General features: G+C 69.1%; 17 protein-coding genes and 1 tRNA gene. 10 read left to right on the top strand and 8 right to left on the bottom strand.

From position 1 onward, the window contains the following. Positions 1-14: 14 nt before the first annotated feature. On the bottom strand, positions 15-149 hold the full coding sequence (locus AB0I10_RS07060; protein ID WP_363151290.1) for an SPW_0924 family protein: 135 nt from the start codon (positions 147-149) through the stop codon (positions 15-17). 256 nt (positions 150-405) lie between these two features. After that, on the bottom strand, positions 406-2,262 hold the full coding sequence (locus AB0I10_RS07055; protein ID WP_363151289.1) for a lytic transglycosylase: 1,857 nt from the start codon (positions 2,260-2,262) through the stop codon (positions 406-408). A 174-nt stretch (positions 2,263-2,436) separates the two neighbouring features. Between AB0I10_RS07055 and AB0I10_RS07050 the strand changes: the two genes are divergently transcribed. Continuing rightward, positions 2,437-3,402, top strand: coding sequence for a DUF4184 family protein (locus AB0I10_RS07050; RefSeq protein WP_363151288.1), 966 nt, complete (start codon positions 2,437-2,439; stop codon positions 3,400-3,402). Positions 3,403-3,448: 46 nt separating this feature from the next. Here the strand turns inward: AB0I10_RS07050 and polA are convergent, their stop codons facing one another. Continuing rightward, positions 3,449-6,184 carry a DNA polymerase I gene (gene polA / locus AB0I10_RS07045; protein WP_363151287.1) on the bottom strand — a complete coding sequence of 912 codons (2,736 nt, stop codon included), beginning with the start codon at positions 6,182-6,184 and terminating at the stop codon, positions 3,449-3,451. Positions 6,185-6,462: 278 nt separating this feature from the next. On the opposite strand from polA, the gene AB0I10_RS07040 reads away from it, so the two are divergent. From AB0I10_RS07040 to AB0I10_RS07010, 7 genes are all read left to right on the top strand, one after another. Beyond that, the gene (locus AB0I10_RS07040; protein WP_363151286.1) at positions 6,463-8,790 is read left to right on the top strand and encodes an FdhF/YdeP family oxidoreductase; all 2,328 of its coding nucleotides are present in this window, start codon (positions 6,463-6,465) and stop codon (positions 8,788-8,790) included. 117 nt (positions 8,791-8,907) lie between these two features. Then, complete coding sequence (locus tag AB0I10_RS07035; RefSeq protein ID WP_363151285.1) at positions 8,908-9,381, top strand: hotdog fold thioesterase; 474 nt, start codon at positions 8,908-8,910, stop codon at positions 9,379-9,381. Positions 9,382-9,859: 478 nt separating this feature from the next. Further along, positions 9,860-11,065 (top strand): branched-chain amino acid ABC transporter substrate-binding protein, encoded by a 1,206-nt coding sequence (locus tag AB0I10_RS07030; RefSeq protein ID WP_363151339.1) that lies wholly within the window; start codon positions 9,860-9,862, stop codon positions 11,063-11,065. A gap of 182 nt (positions 11,066-11,247) precedes the next feature. Then, a complete protein-coding gene (locus AB0I10_RS07025; protein ID WP_363151284.1) occupies positions 11,248-12,177 on the top strand; it encodes a branched-chain amino acid ABC transporter permease in 930 nt (309 codons plus the stop codon). A gap of 5 nt (positions 12,178-12,182) precedes the next feature. Then, entirely contained in the window at positions 12,183-13,997 is a 1,815-nt protein-coding gene (locus tag AB0I10_RS07020) for a branched-chain amino acid ABC transporter permease (RefSeq protein WP_363151283.1), read from the top strand. Positions 13,998-14,004: 7 nt separating this feature from the next. Continuing rightward, positions 14,005-14,892, top strand: coding sequence for an ABC transporter ATP-binding protein (locus AB0I10_RS07015; RefSeq protein ID WP_363151282.1), 888 nt, complete (start codon positions 14,005-14,007; stop codon positions 14,890-14,892). Then, positions 14,889-15,605: an ABC transporter ATP-binding protein gene (locus tag AB0I10_RS07010; protein ID WP_363151281.1), complete on the top strand. Its 717-nt coding sequence runs from the start codon at positions 14,889-14,891 to the stop codon at positions 15,603-15,605. The genes AB0I10_RS07015 and AB0I10_RS07010 overlap by 4 nt, the downstream gene beginning before the upstream one ends. 84 nt (positions 15,606-15,689) lie before the next feature. On the opposite strand, the gene AB0I10_RS07005 is transcribed toward AB0I10_RS07010, so the two are convergent. Further along, complete coding sequence (locus tag AB0I10_RS07005; protein ID WP_363151280.1) at positions 15,690-16,352, bottom strand: response regulator; 663 nt, start codon at positions 16,350-16,352, stop codon at positions 15,690-15,692. 89 nt (positions 16,353-16,441) lie between these two features. On the opposite strand from AB0I10_RS07005, the gene AB0I10_RS07000 reads away from it, so the two are divergent. Together AB0I10_RS07000 and AB0I10_RS06995 are read left to right on the top strand one after the other, a co-directional pair. Continuing rightward, positions 16,442-16,524, top strand: a tRNA-Leu gene (locus AB0I10_RS07000). Between the two features lie 83 nt (positions 16,525-16,607). After that, entirely contained in the window at positions 16,608-17,396 is a 789-nt protein-coding gene (locus AB0I10_RS06995) for a helix-turn-helix domain-containing protein (protein WP_363151279.1), read from the top strand. 52 nt (positions 17,397-17,448) lie between these two features. Here AB0I10_RS06995 and pyk read toward each other — a convergent pair whose 3' ends face one another. The 4 genes from pyk to AB0I10_RS06975 all read right to left on the bottom strand — a co-directional run bounded on the left by pyk (position 17,449) and on the right by AB0I10_RS06975 (position 22,964). Beyond that, a complete protein-coding gene (gene pyk, locus AB0I10_RS06990) occupies positions 17,449-18,885 on the bottom strand; it encodes a pyruvate kinase (RefSeq protein WP_363151278.1) in 1,437 nt (478 codons plus the stop codon). Positions 18,886-19,030: 145 nt separating this feature from the next. After that, on the bottom strand, positions 19,031-19,774 hold the full coding sequence (locus tag AB0I10_RS06985) for an SIMPL domain-containing protein (protein WP_363151277.1): 744 nt from the start codon (positions 19,772-19,774) through the stop codon (positions 19,031-19,033). Positions 19,775-20,082: 308 nt separating this feature from the next. Next, positions 20,083-21,546 carry a SidA/IucD/PvdA family monooxygenase gene (locus AB0I10_RS06980; RefSeq protein ID WP_363151276.1) on the bottom strand — a complete coding sequence of 488 codons (1,464 nt, stop codon included), beginning with the start codon at positions 21,544-21,546 and terminating at the stop codon, positions 20,083-20,085. Beyond that, positions 21,543-22,964: a pyridoxal-dependent decarboxylase gene (locus AB0I10_RS06975; protein WP_363151275.1), complete on the bottom strand. Its 1,422-nt coding sequence runs from the start codon at positions 22,962-22,964 to the stop codon at positions 21,543-21,545. The genes AB0I10_RS06980 and AB0I10_RS06975 overlap by 4 nt, the downstream gene beginning before the upstream one ends. Positions 22,965-23,074 lie beyond the last annotated feature (110 nt).

The following is a 23,074-nucleotide window of genomic DNA, read 5'->3' as shown; positions in this document are numbered from 1 at the left end:
GTGGCGTCCCTCCCTCAGGGGTGCTCGGGGACGGTGGTCAGCAGCGGCTTGGGGGACGTCCGGCCGCTGGGCGCGCCGGTCGCCGTGATGGTGAAGATGAGGGCCAGCGCCGCGGCGAGTCCGACGGCGGCTGCTGTCAGGGCGCGCATGGTCGGCCTCCCGGTGGTCGGCGAACGGTGGTCGTTGGCCGATGGTCGTTGGTCGTTGGTCGTTGAACAGCGAACAGCGAACAGCGAACAGCGATCTGATACGACGTCAGGGCGGGGGCACCGTAGCAACGGGGGGCTCAGATGAGAACACGTTGCACCGCCGTTCTGCCCTGGGGCGGGCGGGACGGCGGTGCAACGAGCAGCGCAACGAGCAGTGCAACGAGAACTGCGACGGGGACTGTAGGGAGCGGGGGGATTACGAGCCGGTCGGGGCCGTGACGTTCAGTTTGACGGTCAGTACGGCGCCGTCGGCGGTGGTCAGCCGCAGCAGGAACGTGCCCGTGTGCGTATCGGTGTAGATCTTCGGCAGCTTCAGCAGGCCGTTTTCGTCGGTCGTGAGGGTAGTGAGGGTGCGGACCGGCTTGTCCTGGTCGGCGCCGGTGGCCTCGGGGTCCTTGAAGTAGGGGCCCTTGTCGTTCTCGGCGCAGTCGGCCTCGACGGAGTCGGCCTTGGCGGAGTCGGCCTTGGCGGAGTCGGCCTTGGCGGAGTCGACGGGGCACTTCGGGTTGTCGGTGACCATGGTCGCGGTGACGGCCACGCCCGCGGCGGCCTTGCCCTGGTACGTCGCCTTGATGTCGACCGAGTCGTCCGCGAAGGCCTCGCCGGCGGTCGCCGTCAGCTCCTTGTCGGAGGTACGGGCGAGCGCGTCGGCCTTCGGCGCGGGCTTGGCCTGGACGGTCACACCGAAGTCGACGGCGGGGGCGGTGCGGCCTTCGGCCTCCGCCCGGACGGTGAAGGCTCCGGCTTTGTCGCCCGCACGCAGCTTGGGCGCGGTGGCCAGGCCGTCCTTGCCGGTGGCGACGGTGACGGTGCTCGCGTCGTCGGGGAAGCGGGCGTCCGTACGGCCGGTGACCGTGAAGCGGGCGGGGGCGCCCGCCACCGGCTTGCCTGCCGCATCCTCGGCGCGGACCTGCGGCGATGCGGCGAACTCGGCTCCCGCGGTGCCCGTCAGATCCTTGTCGCCGACCCGTTCGAGGGCGGTGAGGGAGGCGGGGGTGGCGGGTGAGGTCGGGGCCGGAGTGGGCGGTGAAGTGGGGGTCGGCTTGGGGGTGGTGTTGCCGCCGGGCTTGCCGGGTGTGCCGGGCAGCTTGCCGGGCTTGCCGGGCTGACGTGGCTTGTCGGCGGGCCGGCCGTGGCGTGCCCCGGCGCCGTCACCCTGGCCGTTGCGGTCGGCGGCGGTTCCCGAACCGCCGCGGCGCACCGGGAGCACGCCCTTGCCGTCCGGTACCTCGTGTGTGCCCTCGCGGTAGAACGCGTACCAGGACAGCACCGTCCGCAGATAGTCCGCGGAGTTGTTGTAGCCGAGGATCGCGCGGTCCAGGTCGCGTTGCGTGGTCAGATCGCGGCCGCCGTTGCAGAGATAGCGGCCGGCGCCGAGCGCCGCGTCGAAGACGTTGTTGGGGTCCTTCTTGCCGTCACCGTTGCCGTCGGCGCCCCAACCGCTGCCGTCGGGGCCGCCGTTGGCCCAGGTGGACGGGATGAACTGCATCGGGCCCACGGCACGGTCATGGGTGAGATCGCCGTCGTAGCGGCCGCCATCGGTGTCGGCGATCCGGGCGAAGCCGTGGCCGTTGAGCTGCGGGCCGAGGATCGGCCGGAAGGTGGTGCCCGCGGAATCGACCGCTCCGCCGCGTGCCTGTCCGGACTCCACCTTGCCGATCCCGGCGAGCAGCTGCCAGGGAAGGCGGCAGCCCGGATCGGACGCGGCGATGCGTGACGCGGCCTTCTTGTACGCGGCCAGGACGGTGGCGGGGATGCCCGCCTCGGCGGGGCCGGTGGCTATGGCGTCCCCGCTGCCGCCGCCGCTGCCGCCGCGGCCCGGCCGGTCCGAACTTCCGGGCGGCACAGGACTGTTGAGGGGCGGCAGGTCGGTGTAGTACGTCGATCCGCCGTCGATGGGGGTGTCGGCGGGTGGCGGGGCGGGATCCTGCTCCCGGGCGGCGCTCCCAGTGGCGCCCGGTGCCTGAGAGGCGGTCAGGGCGGCCAGTGCCAGCGCCGCCACGACCGTTGAGGCCGCTCCCCTCAGGAGCCGTCGCCGGAATATGGCTGCCATACGGTGCCGTCCCCTCCGCGTTGACCCACCGCGCGCAGACGCGGTGGCGCGCTCCCCTGCGCTCCAACTCAGCTCCAACTCAGGCGACACTACGACAACTCGGGCCGGGCAGCTACCGCCCCCAGTGACCGACATACTGATCTGAAACGATCTGAATCGATCAAGGAGAGGCGTATGCCGTTCACACTCAGCCATGCCGCTGCTGTGCTGCCGGCCATCCGCCGGACGGGCGCGGCGCGCGGTCCGCTGGTCGCCTCGGCGCTCGTCGCGGGCTCGTTCGCACCGGACATGACGTATTTCGCGGACACGCTGGTGCCGGGCGCCATGCTCTTCGGCGAGGTGACGCATGGGCTGCCCGGGGTGCTGACCGTGGATGTGCTGGTCACCGCGGCGCTCGTCGGCGGGTGGCTGCTGCTGCGCGAACCGCTGCTGGCACTGCTGCCCAGGGCATGGCAGGGACGGACGTACGCGTTCGCCCGCGGCCGCCCCTGGAATCCGCGCGGGCCCCGCCAACTCGCCGCGCTGGTGTGGTGGTTCTGTCTCTCGGCGGCGCTCGGGTCCGCGACGCATGTCGTCTGGGATGCCTTCACCCACCACGGCCGCTGGGGCACCCGGCTGATCCCCGGCCTGGGCGATGTGGTGGGCGGCCTGCCGGTCTCCACGTACCTCCAGTACGGCACATCGGCGGTCGCGCTGGCGGGGATCGGCTGGTTCCTGTGGTCGGCGCTACGGCAGGCGGACGCGCGGGGCACGGTGGATACGGGAGCCATCCCCGCACTGACCGTCCGGATGCGGCTGCTGCTGACCGCCCCGATCGCGTTGTGCGTACTCCTTGGCGCCATACACCGCACGCTGCGGGCATACGCCGTCTACGACGGCACGGCCGCCTTGTTCGACTATGTGCCGACCGTGCTCTTCGGCGCGGGCGCGGGCCTCGCCATCGGGCTGCCCTTCTACGGGGTGGCCGTACGGCTGCTGCACCGCCGCGCGCGCCGGTCCCGGACGGCCGACGAAGGCGCATCGGAGTGGCTGCCGCGGCCTGCGGCGGAGCAGCCCCAAGCCGTATCCCCGACGGGTGCTGTATCCCCGGCGGGTACGGCGTCCGGCGCGGGGGCGGGGCCTGGGGACGGCCACCGCTGAGTGACCGCCCCCGGTGGGTGACCGTCCCGCCCTCGCGCCCGTTGGTTCAGTGCGCCGCCGACTCCCAGTCCTTGCCGGAGCCGACCGAGACATCCAGAGGGGCGCTCAGCTCGACCGCCCCGGCCATCTCGCGGCGGACCAGTTCCTCGACCTTGTTGCGTTCACCGGGGGCCACCTCGACCACGATTTCGTCGTGGACCTGGAGCAGCATCCGGGATTCCATCTCCGCCCGCAGCGCCGCGTCGACCTTCAGCATCGCGATCTTGACGATGTCGGCGGCGGTGCCCTGAATCGGGGCGTTCAGCGCCATCCGCTCGGCCATTTCGCGACGCTGGCGGTTGTCGCTGTTGAGGTCGGGCAGGTAGCGGCGGCGGCCGAGGATCGTCTCCGTATAGCCGGTGGCGCGGGCCTCCTCGACGACGCGCTGGAGGTAGTCGCGCACCCCGCCGAACCGCTCGAAGAAGTTGTCCATCAGCTTGCGGGCCTCATCAGGCTGGATGCCCAGCTGCTGGGAGAGGCCGAATGCGGACAGGCCGTATGCCAGACCGTAGGACATCGCCTTGATCTTTCGGCGCATCTCCGGGTCGACCTGGTTCTTTTCGACCGAGAAGACATGGGAGGCGACGGTGGTGTGCAGGTCCTCACCGGAGGTGAACGCCTCGATCAGGCCCTCGTCCTCCGAGAGGTGGGCCATCACCCGCAGCTCGATCTGGCTGTAGTCGGCCGTCAGCAGCGACTCGAAGCCCTCGCCGACGACGAAGCCGCGGCGGATCGCCCGGCCCTCGTCCGTCCGCACCGGGATGTTCTGCAGATTCGGGTCCGTGGAGGACAGCCGGCCGGTGGCGGCCACAGTCTGGTTGAAGGTGGTGTGGATGCGGCCGTCCGCGCCGATGGTCTTGATCAAACCCTCGACCGTGGTGCGCAGTTTGGCCTGCTCACGGTGGCGGAGCATGATCACCGGGAGTTCGTTCTCGGTCTGCGCCGCGAGCCAGGCCAACGCGTCGGCGTCGGTGGTGTAGCCGGTCTTGGTCTTCTTGGTCTTGGGCAGGCCCAGCTCGCCGAAGAGGACCTCCTGCAGTTGCTTGGGCGAGCCCAGGTTGAATTCATGGCCCGCGGCGGCATGCGCCTCCTGCACGGCCTGCTGCACCGCGCCCGCGAACTGCTGCTCCATGCGCTCCAGCCAGCCCCGGTCGGCGGCGATGCCCGCCCGCTCCATCCGGGCCAGCAGCTCGCTGGTCGGCAGCTCCACATCGCGCAGCAGCTCGGCGGCGCCGACCTCCGCGAGCTTGGTCTCGAACGCCGCACCCAGGTCCAGGACCGTACGCGCCTGCCCCATCAGGGCGTCCGCCTCGGCTTCCTCGTCGGCGCCGAAGGCCAGCTGTCCGTCGCCGGCCGCCGCCGGGGCCAGATCGCGGCCCAGGTATTCGATGGAGAGGGCGTCCAGCGCGAAGGAGCGGCGGCCCGGCTTGACCAGATAGGCGGCCAGTGCGGTGTCCATGGAGACGCCGTCGATCTGCCAGCCGTGTTCGCCGAAGACCCGCATCAGGCCCTTGGCGTTGTGCATCACCTTGGGCCGGGCGGCGTCCGCGCTCCAGGCCGCGAAGGCCCGCTCGTCGGCCTCGTCCAGCTGGGACGGGTCGAACCAGGCGGCCGGGCCGTCGGCGGCGGCCAGCGCCACCTCGGCGACGCTGCCACTGCCCAGGGTCCAGACGTCGACGGTGGACACCCCGAGGGGGCCCGACCCGTGCTCGACCAGCCACGGGGCGAGCTCGCCCGCGCCGAGGACGGTGCCGTCCACCTCGATGCCGGCGGCCGGCGCCGCCTCATCGGCGGCCTCCTCGGCGCCCGGGTCGACGGCGTGCAGCCGGTCCCGCAGGCCCTGGTTGCGGATCTCCAGAGCGTTGAGGAAGACCTTCAGCGCCTCACGGTCGTACGCCTCGCGGGAGAGCGCCTCCGGGCCGCACGGCAGCTCGACATCGCGCACCATCTCCGTCAGCCGGCGGTTGAGCTTCACGGCCTCCAGATGATCGCGGAGGTTCTGGCCCGCCTTGCCCTTGACCTCGTCGGCCCGCTCCACCAGCTCCGCGAAGGAACCGAACTGGTTGATCCACTTCGTGGCGGTCTTCTCGCCGACACCGGGGATGCCGGGAAGGTTGTCGGACGGGTCGCCGCGCAGCGCCGCGAAGTCCGGGTACTGGGAGGGGGTCAGGCCGTACTTCTCGGCGACCTTCTCCGGGGTGAAGCGGGTCAGCTCCGAGACGCCCTTGGTGGGGTAGAGGACCGTGACGTTCTCGGAGACCAGCTGGAAGGAGTCGCGGTCGCCGGTGACGATCGACACCTCGAAGCCCTGGGCGGTGGCCTGCTCCGTGAGCGTCGCGATGACGTCGTCGGCCTCGAAGCCGTCCACCGCGAACCGCTTCACGCGCATCGTGTCGAGCAGCTCGCCGATCAGCTCGACCTGGCCCTTGAACTCGTCGGGCGTCTTGGAGCGGTTCGCCTTGTAGTCCGGGAACTCCTCGGACCGCCAGGTCTTGCGCGAGACGTCGAACGCCACCGCGAAATGGGTGGGCGCCTCGTCGCGCAGGGTGTTCGCGAGCATCGACGCGAAGCCGTAGATCGCATTGGTCGGTTGTCCTGTGGCGGTCGTGAAATTCTCCACGGGCAGGGCGAAGAACGCCCGGTACGCCATGGAATGCCCGTCCATCAGGAGCAGGTGGGGACGGCCGCCCGCCGCCGCCTCGCTGCCGGTCGCTTCGCTCTTCTTCGCTGCCTTTGCTGCCACGCCCCCGATCCTGCCACGCCCCACTGACAATCCCCGCCGCGGCGGTCGGCCCACCCGTCCCCGTCAGCCCTGCGTGCGGCGCCCCGCCCCACTCCGGCCCCTCTGTCCGCGTCCGCGCACCTCCGGCGGCCCCCCGCGAACGGCACCCGTACTGTCCGGCCCCGGCCCCGCCCCGTACGTGACAGGATCGGATGCGTACGGCAACGATCGCCCCGTACGGCAACACTCCGCCCCGCCCAGGCGGAGACAGCACAGCTCACGGCTCAAGGGAGAGCGTCATGGCAGGCAAGCCGCCCGCGTCGGACCCCGTCCAGGACGCACCCGAGGTCAGCGAACCCCAGCACTCCGCCGTCGGCCTGCCGGCGATCACGCACGCCCTGCGCGTCTCCCAGCAGCAGATGGGCGTGCGCCGCACCGCCCTCACCCTCCTCCGGGTCAACCAGAAAGACGGCTTCGACTGCCCCGGCTGCGCCTGGCCCGAGGAAGACAAGCGGCACACCGCCGAATTCTGCGAGAACGGCGCCAAGGCCGTCGCAGAAGAGGCCACCCTGCGCCGCGTCACCCCGGAGTTCTTCGCCGCCCACTCCGTCGCCGACCTCGCCGGACGCAGCGGCTACTGGCTCGGCCAGCAGGGCCGCCTCACCCATCCCATGTACCTGGCCGAGGGCGCCGACCACTACGTCCCCGTCCCCTGGGAGCGGGCCTTCGACATCATCGGCGAGGAGCTCACCGCCCTCGACTCCCCCGACGAGGCCGTCTTCTACACCTCCGGCCGCACCAGCAACGAAGCCGCCTTCCTGTACCAGCTGTTCGCCCGCGAATTCGGCACCAACAACCTTCCCGACTGCTCCAACATGTGCCATGAGTCGTCGGGCTCCGCGCTCACCGAGACCATCGGCATCGGCAAGGGCAGCGTCCTGCTGGAGGACCTCTACAAGGCCGACCTGATCATCATCGCCGGCCAGAACCCGGGCACCAATCACCCCCGGATGCTCACCGCGCTGGAGAAGGCCAAGGCCGGCGGCACAAAGATCATCTCGATCAATCCGCTGCCCGAAGCCGGCCTGGAACGCTTCAAGAACCCGCAGACCCCGCGCGGCCTCGCCGGCGGCGGCACCCCCCTGACCGACCTCTTCCTCCAGGTACGCCTCGGCGGCGACCAGGCCCTCTTCCGCGCCCTCAACCGCCTCATCCTCGAAGCATCGTCGAGCGCCTCCGGCACGGGTTCAGACGCCGTGATCGACGAAGAATTCATCCGCGAACACACCCACGGCTTCGAAGATTTCGCGGCCACGGCGCGCGCCGGCGACGACTGGGACGAGACGCTGCGCGCCACCGGCCTGACCCGCGAGGAGATCGACCGCGCGCTGGCCATGATCCTCGCTTCCCGCCGCACGATCGTGTGCTGGGCGATGGGCCTGACCCAGCACAAGCACGCCGTCCCCACCATCAAGGAAGTCGTCAACTTCCTGCTGCTGCGCGGCAACATCGGCCGCCCCGGCGCCGGCGTCTGTCCCGTACGCGGCCACAGCAACGTCCAGGGCGACCGCACCATGGGCATCTTCGAACGGCCCGCCCCCGCCTTCCTCGACGCCCTGGAAAAGGAATTCGGCTTCGCCCCGCCCCGCGAACACGGCCTCGACGTCGTCCGCGCCATCCGCGCGCTCCGCGACGGCCAGGCCAAGGTCTTCCTCGCCATGGGCGGCAACTTCGTCTCCGCCACCCCCGACACCGACGTCACCGAGGCCGCCGTACGCCGCGCCCGCCTCACCGTCCACGTCTCCACCAAGCTCAACCGCTCGCACGTGGTCACCGGCGCCCGCGCCCTGATCCTGCCGACCCTCGGCCGTACGGAACGCGACCTGCAGGTCGGCCCGAACGGGAAAAGCACCGAACAGTTCGTGACCGTCGAGGACTCCATGGGCATGGTGCACGCCTCCCGCGGCCGCCTCGCGCCCGCCAGCTCGCACCTGCTGTCCGAAACCGCCATCGTCGCCCGCCTGGCCCGCCGCGTCCTCGGCGACCGCAGCCACACCCCCTGGGAGAAGTTCGAGAAGGACTACGCGACGATCCGCGACCGCATCGCGCACGTCATCCCCGGCTTCGAGGACTTCAACGCCAAGGTCGCCCGCCCCGGAGGCTTCACCCTCCCGCACGCCCCCCGGGACAGCCGCCGCTTCCCCACCGCCACCGGAAAAGCCAACTTCACCGCCGCCCCGGTGGAATACCCCTCGGTCCCCGAAGGGCGCCTGCTACTGCAGACACTGCGCTCCCACGACCAGTACAACACCACCATCTACGGCCTGGACGACCGCTACCGCGGCATCAAGAACGGCCGCCGCGTGGTGCTCGTCCACCCCGACGACGCCCGCGAGCTCGGCCTCGCCGACGGCGACTACACCGACCTGGTCAGCGAATGGACCGACGGCAGCGAACGGCGCGCCCCTGGCTTCCGCGTCGTCCACTACCCCACGACCCGCGGCTGCGCGGCCGCCTACTACCCCGAGACCAACGTCCTCATCCCGCTCGACCACACCGCCGACACCAGCAACACCCCGGCAGCGAAGTCCCTGGTCATCCGGCTGGAAAGCACGCACCGGAGCTGACCGGCCGCGGGCCACCGGGCGGTCACGGCGACCCCGCGCTGAGCGCTTGCTCAGTGGCCTGATAGGAACAGGCACAGATCGACGACGATCAAGCGCGAGCGAACGGAGACGCAGGCCATGGGTGAGCAGAGCACGACCAGGTTTCCGCAGGAGATCCTCGACCAGTGGGCCGGCCTCGGCCTCGACCTGCCCGCCCTGTTCTCCGCCGGGCACCTCGGCGAGCGGATGAGCGTGCAGGTCACCGAAGCCGCACCGGACCGCGTCGTCGGCACCATGCCCGTCGAAGGCAACACCCAGCCCTACGGACTGCTGCACGGCGGAGCCTCCGCCGTCCTGGCCGAAACCCTCGGCTCCGTCGGCTCCATGCTGCACGGCGGCCCCACCAAACTCGCCGTCGGCGTCGACCTCAACTGCACCCACCACCGCGGCACCCGCTCCGGCCTCGTCACCGGCGTCGCCACCCCCGTCCACCGCGGCCGCTCCACCGCCACCTACGAAATCGTCATCACCGACGAACACGGAAAGCGGCTCTGCACCGCCCGCCTGACCTGCATGCTTCGCGACGTGGACACCGACGCCTACCGCGGCTGACCCGCACCGGCACTCACCACCACCACGGCCCCGCCCCGGACACCGGGAGCGGGGCCGTACGCATTTCCGTAACGCTGCGTAACACACACGCAATGCCGTACCACCCCCACATCCCAAGCCCCCCACCGGCCGTGGCCCCACCGCGCGCAGCGCATCCGATAACCGGACACCATTCGTCACTGCGCGCCCACATTCGCCCGCGGAAGTGCAAGTTCGCCCTCCGCACGGCGTCCGCCCCCCGGATGTAAGGACCATGGGGCCAAAACGCTCATCGCATGTCATAACAAGAACGTCACATCCTGGCCAGCGCCACTCCCGGAGCGCCAACCACCGGCCTAAAGTCACCGCCAGTCACCGCGCCGCCGGGCGTGCACCCCAGCACGGACCCTGTACCACCCCCGTACAGCCCGACGAGCGAATCGGCCATGCGACAGCAATGGCCGCGCCAGGGAAAGGACTGATCGTGCGTCACCGTTCCTTGCTCATCCTCACCACCGCGGTCACCGCCGGCGCCCTCACGCTCTCCGCGTGCGGCTCCCGCGGCGACAACAAGAGCGGCGACGGCTCCAAGACCACCGTCGTCATCGGCCTCGATGCCCCCACCACCGGGGAGCTCTCCGCCCTGGGCCTGGGCATCCGCAACTCCGCCCAGCTCGCCATCGACAACGCCAACAAAGCCGGCGAAGTCAAGGGCGTCACCTTCAAACTCGAAGCCCTCGACGACAAGGCCCTGCCCAACGTCGGCCAGCAGAACACCACCAAGCTCGCCGGCGACGAGGACGTCCTCGGCATCGTCGGCCCGCTCAACTCCGGCGTCGCCCAGTCCATGCAGCAGGTGTCCAAGCAGAACAACCTCACCCTGATATCCCCGGCGAACACCACGCCCGACCTCACCCAGGGCCCCGACTGGCGCAAGGACAAGCGCGTCCGCCAGTTCCCCACGTACTTCCGCACCGCCACCACCGACGAGGTCCAGGGCGCCTTCGACGGCCAGTACGCCTACGACAAGCTGAAGGCCAAGAAGGCCTACATCATCGACGACCAGAAGACCTACGGCGTCGGCCTGGCCTCCTCCTTCAAGGACCAGTTCACCAAGCTCGGCGGCAAGATCGCCGGCACCGAACACGTCAGCCCCGACGACCGCGACTTCAAGGCCGTCGTCTCCAAGGTCAAGTCCGCCAAGCCCGACCTGGTCTTCTACGGCGGCGAATACCCCGCCTCCGGCCCGCTCAGCCAGCAGCTCAAGGACGGCGGCGTCACCGTCCCCCTCATGGGCGGCGACGGCATGTACAGCGCCGACTACATCAAGCTCAACAAGAAGGCACAGGGCGACTACGCCTCCTCCGTCGGCAAGCCCGTCGAAGAACTCCCCTCCGCCAAGAAGTTCATCGCCGACTACAAGGCAGCCGGCTTCAAGGAGGCCTACGAGGCCTACGGCGGCTCCACCTACGACGCCACCTGGGCCCTCATCCAGGCCGTCAAGAGCGTCGTCGACGACAACGACGGCAAGCTCCCCGACGACGCCCGCAAGAAGGTCACCGAGGCCATGAACAAGGTCACCTTCGACGGCGTCACCGGCCCCGTCGCCTTCGACAAATACGGCGACACCACCAACACCATGATCACCGCCTACCAGGTGGACAAGGGCGACTGGGTCTCCCGCTACAGCGCCGAATTCAAGTAATTCGACAAGAGCTGACCCACCCGACGAACCCCCTCACCGCCGACACACCCGGGCCGCGCCAGGACGCCACGAATGATCCTGGCGCGGCCCGTGGCACACCGGCACCAGGCACCCGGTACCCCGGAACCGCGTAACTCCCAGCGGTTCCGGACCCCTCACTCCCACGCAACGGAGGCCCTGCGGTGAACGAACTGCCGCAACAGCTGGCCAACGGACTCATCCTCGGCGCGATGTACGGTCTCATCGCGATCGGCTACACGATGGTCTACGGAATCGTCCAGCTCATCAACTTCGCCCACGGCGAGATCTTCATGGTCGGCGGCTTCGGCGCCCTCAGCGTCTACCTCGCCCTCCCCACCGGCATCTCACTCGCCCTCGCCCTGCCGATCATGCTCATCGGCGGCATCGCGGTATCCGTCCTCGTCGGCGTCGCCGCCGAACGCTTCGCCTACCGCCCCCTCCGCGGCGCACCCCGCCTCGCCCCCCTCATCACCGCCATCGGCCTCTCCATCGCCCTCCAGCAAGCCATCTGGAAGTGGTACCCCGACGGGAAACAAGCCCGCGTCTTCCCCCAGTTCAAGGGCGGCTCCTTCGACATCCTGGGCGCCACCGTCCAGCGCGGCGACATCTTCGTCCTCATCGCCGCCCCCGCCTGCATGATCGCCCTCGGCTTCTTCGTCTCCAAGACGCGCAGCGGCCGGGCCATGCAAGCCACCGCCCAGGACCGCGACACGGCGAAACTCATGGGCATCAACACGGACCGCATCATCGTCCTCGCCTTCGCCATCGGCGCCGCCTTCGCCGGCGTCGCCGCCGTCGCCTACGGCCTCCGCACCGGCGAGGTCCAATTCCGCATGGGCTTCATCATGGGCCTCAAGGCCTTCACCGCCGCCGTCCTCGGCGGCATCGGCAACATCTACGGCGCCATGCTCGGCGGCGTCGTCCTCGGCGTCGCCGAAGCCCTCGCCACCGCCTACATCGAAGAAATCCCCGGCATGCAGCAATTCGGCGGCGGAGCCTGGAAGGACGTCTGGGCCTTCGTCCTCCTCATCCTCGTACTGCTCTTGAGACCACAAGGCCTCCTGGGCGAACGCGTCGCGGATCGGGCGTGATAGCGATGACCACAGACATCACCAAGACCACCGCACCGGGCACACCGGGCACTCCGGGCGTGCTCCCCCTCCCCGAACGCCCCGCCCGCATCACCACCGCAGCGGCAGCCCTCGCCACCGCCATCACCACCAGCCTCGCCTGGACCTGGAGCAACGACTTCCCCGGCGAACTCACCTACTACGGATCCCCCGCCGGCCTCCAGATCATCACCCTCATCGGCGGCATCCTCACCCTCCTCCTCGCCACAGCAGGACTCGGCATCCGCGGCCTCCAATGGCTCACCCCCGGCGGCCGCAACGCCCCCGTACTCCTCACCGCCCTCGCCACCTTCGCCGCCACCTGGTTCACCCTCATCTCCATCGCCGTCCAACTCGGCGGCCTCGTCAACCTCGAACCAGGCGGCTTCCTCGCGGGCGTGACCTCCCTCGTCACCCTGCTCGCCGCGCTCGGCCTCCCCGCCGACCGCACCCCGGACGAACCACCCGCCGGCGCCTGGCAACGCTTCACCACGGCCCTCGCCGCCACCCCCGTCAAACGCCGCACCCGCGAAATCCCCGGCTGGGCCGAAATCCTCATCATCGCCGCCGCCTTCGCCGCCGGACTCTTCGCCTTCACCTACGGCATCGACACCGACGACGGCGCCCCCTTCGTCGGCTACCTCCTCTTCATGGTGATCGCCATCCCCGCCCTCAACCGGGCAGGCCTCATCAAACGACTCACCGAACTCACCCACAAACACCGCGGACCGGCCCTCGCCGCCGCCTTCATCGCCGCCGCCAGCTTCCCCTTCACCCAGGACACCGACCAATACACGATCATCGGGGCCAACATCCTGATCTTCGCCACCGTCGCCCTGGGCCTCAACGTCGTCGTCGGCCTCGCCGGCCTCCTCGACCTCGGATACGTCGCCTTCCTCGGCGTCGGCGCCTACGCCGCGGCCCTCGTCTCCGGCTCCGCCGAATCCGCCCTGGGCATCCAGTTCCCCTTCTGGGCAGCCCTCCTCACCGGCGCCGCCGCCTCCCTCATCTTCGGCGTCCTCATCGGCGCCCCCACCCTCCGCCTACGCGGCGACTACCTCGCCATCGTCACCCTCGGCTTCGGCGAAATCTTCCGCATCGCCATGCTGAACCTCAACGGCACCACCGGCCCCGACGTCACCAACGGCGCCATGGGCATCCCCAACATCCCCAACCTCGAAATCTTCGGCTTCAACTTCGGCGAACCCCACGACATCCTCGGCATCCCCATCGCCACCTACGGCAACTACTACCTGCTGATGATCCTCGTGACCGCCTTCGTCGTGCTCGTCTTCCGACGCGCCGCCGCCTCCCGCATCGGCCGCGCCTGGATCGCCATCCGCGAAGACGAAACCGCCGCCATCGCCATGGGCATCAACAGCTTCCGGCTCCGCCTCCTCGCCTTCGCCCTCGGCGCAGCACTCGCCGGACTCGCCGGAACCGTCCATGCACACGTAGTAACGACCGCCACGCCCGAGCAGTTCCAGTTCGCCGGCCCCCAGCCCCCCAACTCCGCCTTCCTCCTCGCCGCCGTCATCCTCGGCGGCATGGGAACCCTCAGCGGACCCCTCGTCGGCGCCGCCCTGCTCTTCCTCATCCCGGCCAAACTCGACTTCCTCCAGGACTACCAGCTGCTCCTCTTCGGAATCGCCCTCGTCCTGCTGATGCGCTTCCGCCCCGAAGGCCTCATCGCCGACCGCAGGAAGCAGCTCGAATTCCACGAGACCGGCCAGCTCGACGTGCCCGATCAGCGCCTCCCAGACGGAGACGCAACCATCGGCGTCACCAAGGCAAAGGCGTGACGACACCATGACCACACCCACCATCAGCACCGCCACCGGCACCGTCCTCGAAGCCTCCGGCGTCACCATGCGTTTCGGCGGACTCACCGCCGTACGCAACGTCAGCCTCACCGTCGGCGCCGGCGAAATCGTCGGCCTCATCGGCCCCAACGGCGCCGGAAAGACCACCTTCTTCAACTGCCTCACGGGGCTCTACGTCCCCACCGAAGGCACCGTCAGCTACAAAGGCACCCGCCTCTCCCGCAAACCCCACCTCGTCACCCAAGCCGGCGTCGCCCGCACCTTCCAGAACATCCGGCTCTTCGCCAACATGACCGTCCTGGAAAACGCCCTCGTCGGCCGCCACACCCGCACAAAAGAAGGACTCTGGTCAGCCCTCCTCCGAGGCCCCGGCTTCAAAAAAGCCGAACGCACCTCCGAGGAGCGCGCCATGGAACTCCTCGAATTCACCGGCCTCGCCCACAAACGCGACCACCTCGCCCGCAACCTCCCCTACGGCGAACAACGCAAGCTCGAAATCGCCCGCGCACTCGCCAGCGAACCGGGACTGCTACTGCTGGACGAACCCACCGCCGGCATGAACCCACAAGAAACCCGCGCCACCCAGGAACTCGTCCTCGCCATCCGCGAAAAAGGCACCGCCGTCCTCGTCATCGAGCACGACATGCGCTTCATCTTCAACCTCTGCGACCGCGTCGCCGTCCTCGTCCAAGGCCAAAAACTCGTCGAAGGCACCGCAGACGTCGTCCAAGCCGACGAGCGCGTCGTCGCGGCCTACCTCGGCACACCCGTCGAGAACGGAAACGGAAACGGCGCAGCCGAGACAGCGGGAGAAACAGCCAAGACAGCACAGGCAGCGGAGGCAGCCGAGGAAGAGACCGGAGAAACCCCATGACCGCACTGCTCGAAGTCGAGGACCTCCGCGTCGCCTACGGCAAAATCGAAGCCGTCAAAGGCATCTCCTTCACCGTCGAAGCCGGCCAGGTCGTCACCCTCATCGGCACCAACGGCGCAGGAAAAACCACCACCCTGCGCACCCTCTCCGGCCTCCTCAAGCCCCTCGCCGGAAAAATCACCTTCGACGGCGAACCACTCAACGGCGTCCCCGCCCACAAAATCGTCGAACGCGGCCTCGCCCACTCCCCCGAAGGCCGCCGCCTCTTCCCCCGCCTCACCATCGCCGAAAACCTCCAGCTAGGCGCATTCCTCCGCAACGACACCACCGGCATCGACAAAGACATCCAAAAAATCTACGAACTCTTCCCCATCCTCGGCGAACGCAGCAAACAAGCCTCCGGAACCCTCTCCGGCGGCGAACAACAAATGCTCGCCATGGGCCGCGCACTGATGTCCCGACCCAAACTGCTCATGCTCGACGAACCCTCCATGGGCCTCTCCCCGATCATGATGCAGAAAATCATGGAAACCATCCAAGAACTCCGCTCCCAAGGCACCACCATCCTCCTCGTCGAACAGAACGCCCAAGCCGCGCTCTCCCTCGCCGACCAGGGCCACGTCATGGAAATCGGCAAGATCGTCCTCTCCGGCAGCGGCGAGGCACTCCTCCACGACGAATCCGTCCGCAAGGCATACCTCGGCGAGGACTGAGACTGTGGCCTTACCCTCCGCACAACGCGAGCGGCCCCGCACCGATCACCGGTACGGGGCCGCTCGCATGCCAGCGGACGCTACTTACTGATCCTTCTGGTCCTTCTTCTGCTGCTTCTCCTCGGCGTCCTCAATAACCGCCTCGGCAACCTGCTGCATCGACAGCCGACGATCCATCGACGTCTTCTGAATCCACCGGAAAGCAGCCGGCTCGGTCAACCCGTACTGCGTCTGCAGAATGCTCTTCGCCCGGTCCACCAGCTTGCGCGTCTCCAACCGCTGAGTGAGGTCCGCGACCTCCTTCTCCAGCGTCTTCAACTCGGTGAACCGGCTCACCGCCATCTCGATCGCCGGCACGACATCGCTCTTCGAAAACGGCTTCACGAGATACGCCATCGCACCCGCGTCACGCGCCCGCTCCACCAGCTCGCGCTGCGAGAACGCGGTCAGCATCAGCACCGGCGCGATGCTCTCCTCGGCGATCTTCTCCGCCGCCGAGATACCGTCCAGGACGGGCATCTTCACGTCCAGGATCACCAGATCGGGGCGGTGCTCGCGGGCCAGCTCGACGGCCTTCTGACCGTCCCCGGCCTCTCCGACGACGGTGTAGCCCTCTTCCTCCAGCATCTCTTTGAGATCGAGACGGATGAGAGCCTCGTCCTCGGCGATCACAACGCGCGTGGTCAGCGGCGGGACGTGCGACTGATCGTCATCGGCGACGGGCTGCTCGGGCTCGGCGGCGCTCACGGGACTCCTCGTTCCAGGCAGGTGGTGCCATTGCAGCCTACCTAGAGGCGGCCACTGTGGCGCACACGGTATGGTTACTCACGCCACCGGCCGGGTTGGTGGAATGGCATACACGGATGTCTCAAACACATCTGCCCGAAAGGGCTTGCGGGTTCGAGTCCCGCACCCGGCACTTCTGAGCAAGCGGAATTTCGCGTTCTCGTGAATCAGAGACATTCCGCTGCGCGGGCACGATTCGTCACACACAGTGATGCCATGAACTTCCACGGCACAGACGTGCGGCACAAGGCAATCGCCCAGCTCCGCGCAGGGGCCAAGAACGCAGATGTCGCCCGCGCGCTGGGCGTCCCCCTCGGCACCATCGGCTACTGGCGGCACATGGACCGCGCCAAGCGCGGAGAGTGTCCGGGCGCCCACAACCCCAAATGCCCGCGCTGCGATGGGCGCGAGCTCGACGCGGCGGCGTACTCCTACCTCCTGGCCCTCTACCTCGGCGACGGCCACATCATCCAATACTCGGAGCATCGCGTCCCCAGTCTCATGATCGCGTGCGGTGACGACTGGCCAGGCCTCATGGACGCCTGCGAAGCCGCTATGCGCGCGGTCTTCCCCGACAACTCCGTGTGCCGGGTCCGCAGGACCGGCTGCCACAACGTGAAGGTCTACTCGAAGCACTTATGGTGCATGTTCCCGCAACACGGCGAGGGTAAGAAGCACGACAGGCCGATCGTCCTCGAAGCCTGGCAGCAGCAGATCGTGGACGCGCACCCCTGGGAGTTCATCCGCGGCCTGATCCACTCGGACGGCTGTCGGATCACGAATTGGACGACACGTATGGTCGCCGGGGAGCGTAAGCGCTACGAGTACCCGCGGTACTTCTTCACCAACAAGTCTGACGACATCCGCAAGCTCTGCTCGGACACCCTCACGAAGGTCGGCGTCGAGTGGACCATTCTCGCCCGCGGCAGCGACCCGCTCAACATCTCCGTCGCCCGCAAAGCCTCCGTAGCCCTCATGGACCAACACATAGGGCCGAAGTACTGACAGGGACGGTAGTCAGGACCTCGGCCCAGCTTCAACTCGCTTGCCTTATTGGCTACTTCGCCGTGTCCGACTCACCGATGTGGTGGACGCGGACGAGGTTGGTGGAGCCGGGGACTCCGGGCGGGGAACCGGCGGTGATGATGACGACGTCGCCGCGTTCGCAGCGGCCGATTTTCAAGAGCTGCTCGTCGACCTGCGCGACCATTTCGTCCGTCGAATTGACGGTGGGGCCGAGGAAGGTTTCCACGCCCCAGCTGACGTTGAGCTGGGAGCGGGTGGCCGGGTCGGGGGTGAAGGCCAGGAGGGGGATCGGCGAGCGGTAGCGGGAGAGGCGGCGGACCGTGTCGCCGGACTGGGTGAAGGCGACGAGGAATTTCGCGCCGAGGAAGTCGCCCATGTCGGCGGCGGCGCGGGCGACGGCGCCGCCCTGGGTGCGGGGCTTGCTCGTCACGGTCAGGGGCGGGAGGCCCTTGGCGAGGATGTCCTCTTCGGCTGCTTCGACGATGCGGCTCATCGTCTTGACCGTTTCGGTGGGGTATTTGCCGACGCTGGTTTCGCCGGAGAGCATCACCGCGTCGGTGCCGTCGATGACGGCGTTGGCGACGTCGGAGGCTTCGGCGCGGGTGGGGCGGGAATTGTCGATCATCGAGTCGAGCATCTGGGTGGCGACGATGACCGGTTTGGCGTTGCGTTTGGCGAGTTTGATGGCGCGCTTTTGGACGATCGGCACGGTTTCGAGGGGCATTTCGACGCCGAGGTCGCCGCGGGCGACCATGATGCCGTCGAAGGCGGCGACGATGTCGTCGATGTTGTCGACGGCCTGGGGTTTTTCGACCTTGGCGATGACGGGGAGGAAGCGGTCTTCTTCGCGCATGATGCGGTGGACGTCTTCGATGTCGCGGCCGCTGCGGACGAAGGAGAGGGCGATGATGTCGGCGCCGGTGCGCAGGGCCCAGCGGAGGTCGTCCTGGTCTTTTGTGGAGAGGGCGGGGACGGAGACGGCGACTCCGGGGAGGTTGAGGCCTTTGTGGTCGGAGACCATGCCGCCTTCGATGACCTTGGTGTGGACGCGGGGTCCGTCGACGCCGGTGACTTCGAGGGTGACTTTGCCGTCGTCGACGAGGATGCGTTCGCCGGTGGTGACGTCGGCGGCGAGGCCGTCGTAGGTGGTGCCGCAGAGGCGGCGGTCGCCTTGGATGTCGGGTTCGACGGTGATCGTGAAGTCGTCGTCGCGTTCGAGAAGTACGGGGCCTTCTTGGAATCGGCCCAGGCGGATCTTCGGGCCTTGAAGGTCGGCGAGGATGCCGACGCTGCGGTGGGTTTCTTCGGATGCTTTGCGTACCCGCTCGTACCGTGCTTCGTGGTCGGCGTAGGTGCCGTGGCTGAGGTTGAAGCGGGCGATGTCCATTCCGGCGTCGACGAGTGCTTTGATCTGCTCGTACGTGTCGGTGGCGGGTCCCAGTGTGCAGACGATTTTTGCTCGGCGCATGTTTCGACCCTATGACTTACCCGTTGGTAGGGAACTGTGGGAAAGCGACTGCTCAACGTCCTTTTGGTGAAAGGCTGTTGACAAGTCTTGGAATGGGCGCGGGGTTGCTCCGATGAGCAGAAATTCGCCCTGCCGGGGTGCGGTCTCAGAGTGCGGGACGGGTCATCGTAAAGCGTGCGTTGACGTTGGCGTAGACGGTTTGGCGCTGGGGTTCGAGGTCGAGGGCGGGGGCGGCTCCTTGGGGGGCGGGGGCGCCGCCGTAGCCGGCGAAGGAGCGCATGGCGCCGGGTGGGGCGGGCATGGGGGTGCTTTCCGCGCCGAGGTCGGCGAGTTCGACGAGGGCGTCGAGGCGGGCGCCGAGTGCTTCGGCGTATTCGCGTGCGCGTTGGACGGCTTCGTGGACGGCTTGGGTGCGGGCGTTGCGGTGGGCGGGTGAGTCGGGGCGGAGGGCCCACCAGGGGCCGTCGACGCGGGTGAGTTCGAGGTCGGCGAGGCGGGTGGTGAGTTCGCCGAGGGTGGTGAAGTCGTTGAGGGTGGCGGTGTGGGTGACTCGGCCGTGGTAAGCGCGGATGCGTTCGTTGCGGCCTTTTTCGGTGAGTTGGGGGGTGAGGCTGAAGGCGCCGGTTTCGAGTTTTTCGATGGTGTCGCCGTAGCTCTTGATGAGGGTGAGGGCTTGTTCGTTGCGGCGGGTGAGGTCGGTGAGGGCGGTTTTGCGGTCGGTGCCGCGGGCGCTGACGGTGATGGCGATGCGGGCGATTTCGGGGTCGACTTCGAGGCGGGCTTCGCCGCGTACGGCGAGGCGGGGGGTGTCGGGGGTGCCGTAGGGCAGGGGGGCGGAGTGGGCGCTGTCGGGGGTGTTTTCGGTGAAGTCTTGGGCTGGGTCGGTCATGGTGGGGCCTCTGGGGTTCGGTGAGTGGGGAGTTGGGGTTAGCAAGTTGGGGGTGGGGAGTTTTCGGTGTGCTCTTGAGGGTGGCATACGGGGGCGTGGGGAGGGGCGGGTCGCCCGGCGGCCGTGTGGGGCGCTCGCGGGGGTGGGCGCGTCGGTCGCGGAGGATGCGCGGATCACGGGGTTGCTGCGGGTGAGCAGAAGGAGGCCGTGGCGCAGGTGAACCCGAGACCGATGTCGCGAAGCCGGCGGGGCAGCGGGGTTGCCCGGTAAGCGCCTTGCGGGGGTTCGGGGTTGGGGCTCGGTGTGGGTCAGTGGCGCGGGACGAGGGTGGAGCCCTGGTGGGGGACGGTGCTGGGCTTTGTGGTGGGGGGTTGCTGGAGGCCGAAGGTGGTGAAGGCGGTGCGGGTGGGGAGGGGGTAGGGGGTGGCGTTGGTGAGGGAGTTGAGGATGGTGGCGCTGCGCCAGGCGGCGAGGCCGAGGTCGGGGGTGCCGACTCCGTGGGTGTGGCGTTCGGCGTTCTGCACGTAGAGGGAGCCGGTGACGGAGGGGTCGAGGACGAGGCGGTGGTGTTCGTCGATGCGGGGGCGTTCGTCGGCGTCGCGGCGCAGGTAGGGGTCGAGGGCGGCGAGGAGGGTGTCGAGGCGGCGTTCGCGGTAGCCGGTGGCGAGGACGACGGCGTCGGTGGTGAGGCGGGAGCGGGTGCCTTGCTGGGTGTGGTCGAGGTGGAGTTCGACTTTGGTGGTGCCGACGCGGCCTGCGGTGCGTACGGAGACGCCTGGGGTGAGGGTGGTGTCGGGCCAGCCGCCGTTGAGGGTGCGGCGGTAGAGCTCGTCGTGGATGGCGGTGAGGGTGTCGTGGTCGATGCCCTTGTAGAGCTGCCATTGGCCGGGGAGGAGGTTGTCGCGGACGGATTGCGGGAGGGCGTGGAAGTAGCGGGTGTAGTCGGGGGTGAAGTGTTCGAGGCCGAGTTTGCTGTATTCCATGGGGGCGAAGGCGGGGGTGCGGGCGAGCCAGTGGATGCCTTCGCGGCCGGTGGGGCGGGCGCGGAGCTGGTCGAGGAAGATTTCGGCGCCTGATTGGCCGGCGCCGATGACGGTGATGTGGTCGGCGGCGAGCAGGGTTTCGCGGTGGTCGAGGTAGTCGGCGGAGTGGATGACGGGGACGGCGGGGGCTTCGGCGAGGGGGCGTAGCGGGTCGGGGACGTGGGGGGCGGTGCCGATGCCGAGGACGAGGTTGCGGGCGTAGGTGCGGCCGAGGGCTTCGGCTTCGCCGTCGGTGTCGAGTTGGGTGAAGTCGACTTCGAAGAGGTCGCGTTCGGGATTCCAGCGGATGGCGTCGATGTGGTGGCCGAAGTGGAGTTGGGTGAGGGATTCGCTGACCCAGCGGCAGTAGGCGTCGTATTCGGCGCGGTGGATGTGGAAGCGCTCGGCGAAGTAGAAGGGGAAGAGGCGTTCGCGGGTTTTGAGGTAGTTGAGGAAGCTCCAGGGGCTGGTGGGGTCGGCGAGGGTGACGAGGTCGGCGAGGAAGGGGACTTGGAGGGTGGTGCCGTCGATGAGGAGGCCGGGGTGCCAGTGGAAGGCGGGGCGCTGGTCGTAGAAGGCGGTGCGGAGGTGGGTGAGGGGCTGGGCGAGGGCGGCGAGGGAGAGGTTGAAGGGGCCGATGCCGATGCCGGCCAGGTCGAGGGGTTCGTCGGGGCTCGTGGCGCTGGGGTCGGTGTCGGTCTCGGTGTCGGTGTTCGGGGTGGGGTTGGCGTCGGGGGTGGGGGTGCTCATCGGGGGGTGTGGCCTTCCACGAGTTTGAGGAGGGTGGTGAGGTCTCCGGGTTGGGTGTGGGGGTTGAGGAGGGTGGCTTTGAGCCAGAGGCCGGTGGGGGTGGTGGCGCGGCCGAGGACGGCGTGGCCGTCGGCGAGGAGGGTGCGGCGGATGGTGGCGAGGGTGGTGGCGTCGGCGCCGGTGGGGCGGAAGAGGACGGTGCTGAGGGTGGGGCGGGAGTGGAGTTCGTAGCGGGGGTGGGCCTCGATGAGGTCGGCGAGGGTGTGGGCGGCGGCGAGGGTGCGGTCGACGAGTTCGCCGAGGCCGTGGCGGCCTAGGGCTTTGAGGGTGACGGCGATTTTGAGGATGTCGGGGCGGCGGGTGGTGCGGAGGGAGCGGCCGAGGAGGTCGGGGAGGCCGGCTTCGATGTCGTCGTCGGGGTTGAGGTAGTCGGCGCGGTGGGCGAGGGGGGTGAGGGTGGTGGGGTCGGGGACGGCGAGGAGGCCGGCGGCGACGGGTTGCCAGCCGAGTTTGTGCAGGTCGAGGGTGACGGTGTGGGCGTGGGCGAGGCCTTGGAGGACGGTGTGGTGGGTGGTGCTGAAGAGGAGGGGGCCGCCGTAGGAGGCGTCGATGTGGAAGCGGGCGCCGTGGTGGTCGGCGATGTCGGCGAGGGCGGGGAGGGGGTCGATGGCGCCGGAGTCGGTGGTGCCCGCGGTGGCCACGAGGAGGGTGGGGCCGGGGTGTGCTGCGAGGGCGGTGAGGGTGGTGTGGACGGTGTCGGGGGTGAGGGTGCCGTTGGGGGTGGGGATGGTGACGGGTTCGGGGAGGCCGAGGAGCCAGGCAGCGCGGTGGATGCTGTGGTGGGCGTTGGCGCCGCAGACGACCTGGAGGGGGGCGGTGGGGCGGGCGCCTGGTGGGCCGTGGGGGGCTTCGCGGGCCAGGAGGACGGCGAGTTGGTTGGATTCGGTGCCGCCGGTGGTGACCAGTGCGTCGGGGGCGGTGGCCTGGGGGTAGACGAGGGCGGCGAGTGCGCGGCTGGTGAGCGCTTCCAGTTCTGAGGCGGCAGGTGCCTGGTCCCAGGAGTCCATGGAGGGGTTGAGGGCGCTCGCGGCGAGGTCTGCGGCGGTGGCGAGGGCCAGCGGCGGACAGTGCAGGTGCGCGGCGCAGTGCGGGTCGGCGGGGTCGGCGGCGCCGGCGGCGAGGGTGTGGACGAGGGTGCGCAGGGCGTCGTGCGGTCCGGTGCCGTGTTCGGGGAGGACCGGGGTGCAGACGGCGCGTACGGCGCGGGCGACGGCGTCGGGGCCGCCGGGCGGGAGGGGGCCGGCGCGGTCTTCGGCGCCGGTGGTGAGGGCGTCGAGGACGGTGTCGAGGAGGGGGCGCAGCGCGCGGGGGCCGTTGGTGCCGCCTGCGAGGGCGGTGCCGGCAGGGGGCACGGGCATGAATGTGCTCTTCTTCGCGGGAAGTTGGGGTTCGGTCCTCTCGGGACCTAAGGGCGCCCTAAGTTACTTTCCCGGCATGCTGCGTATCAACTGGTTGGGTGGGTTATACC

Origin of the sequence: Streptomyces sp. NPDC050636, from assembly GCF_040654775.1 — a bacterium.
In the GTDB taxonomy this organism is placed as follows: Bacteria; Actinomycetota; Actinomycetes; order Streptomycetales; family Streptomycetaceae; genus Streptomyces.
The sequence above is the reverse complement of the archived record's forward strand: the minus strand, read 5'-3'. Positions and strand labels throughout refer to the sequence as shown.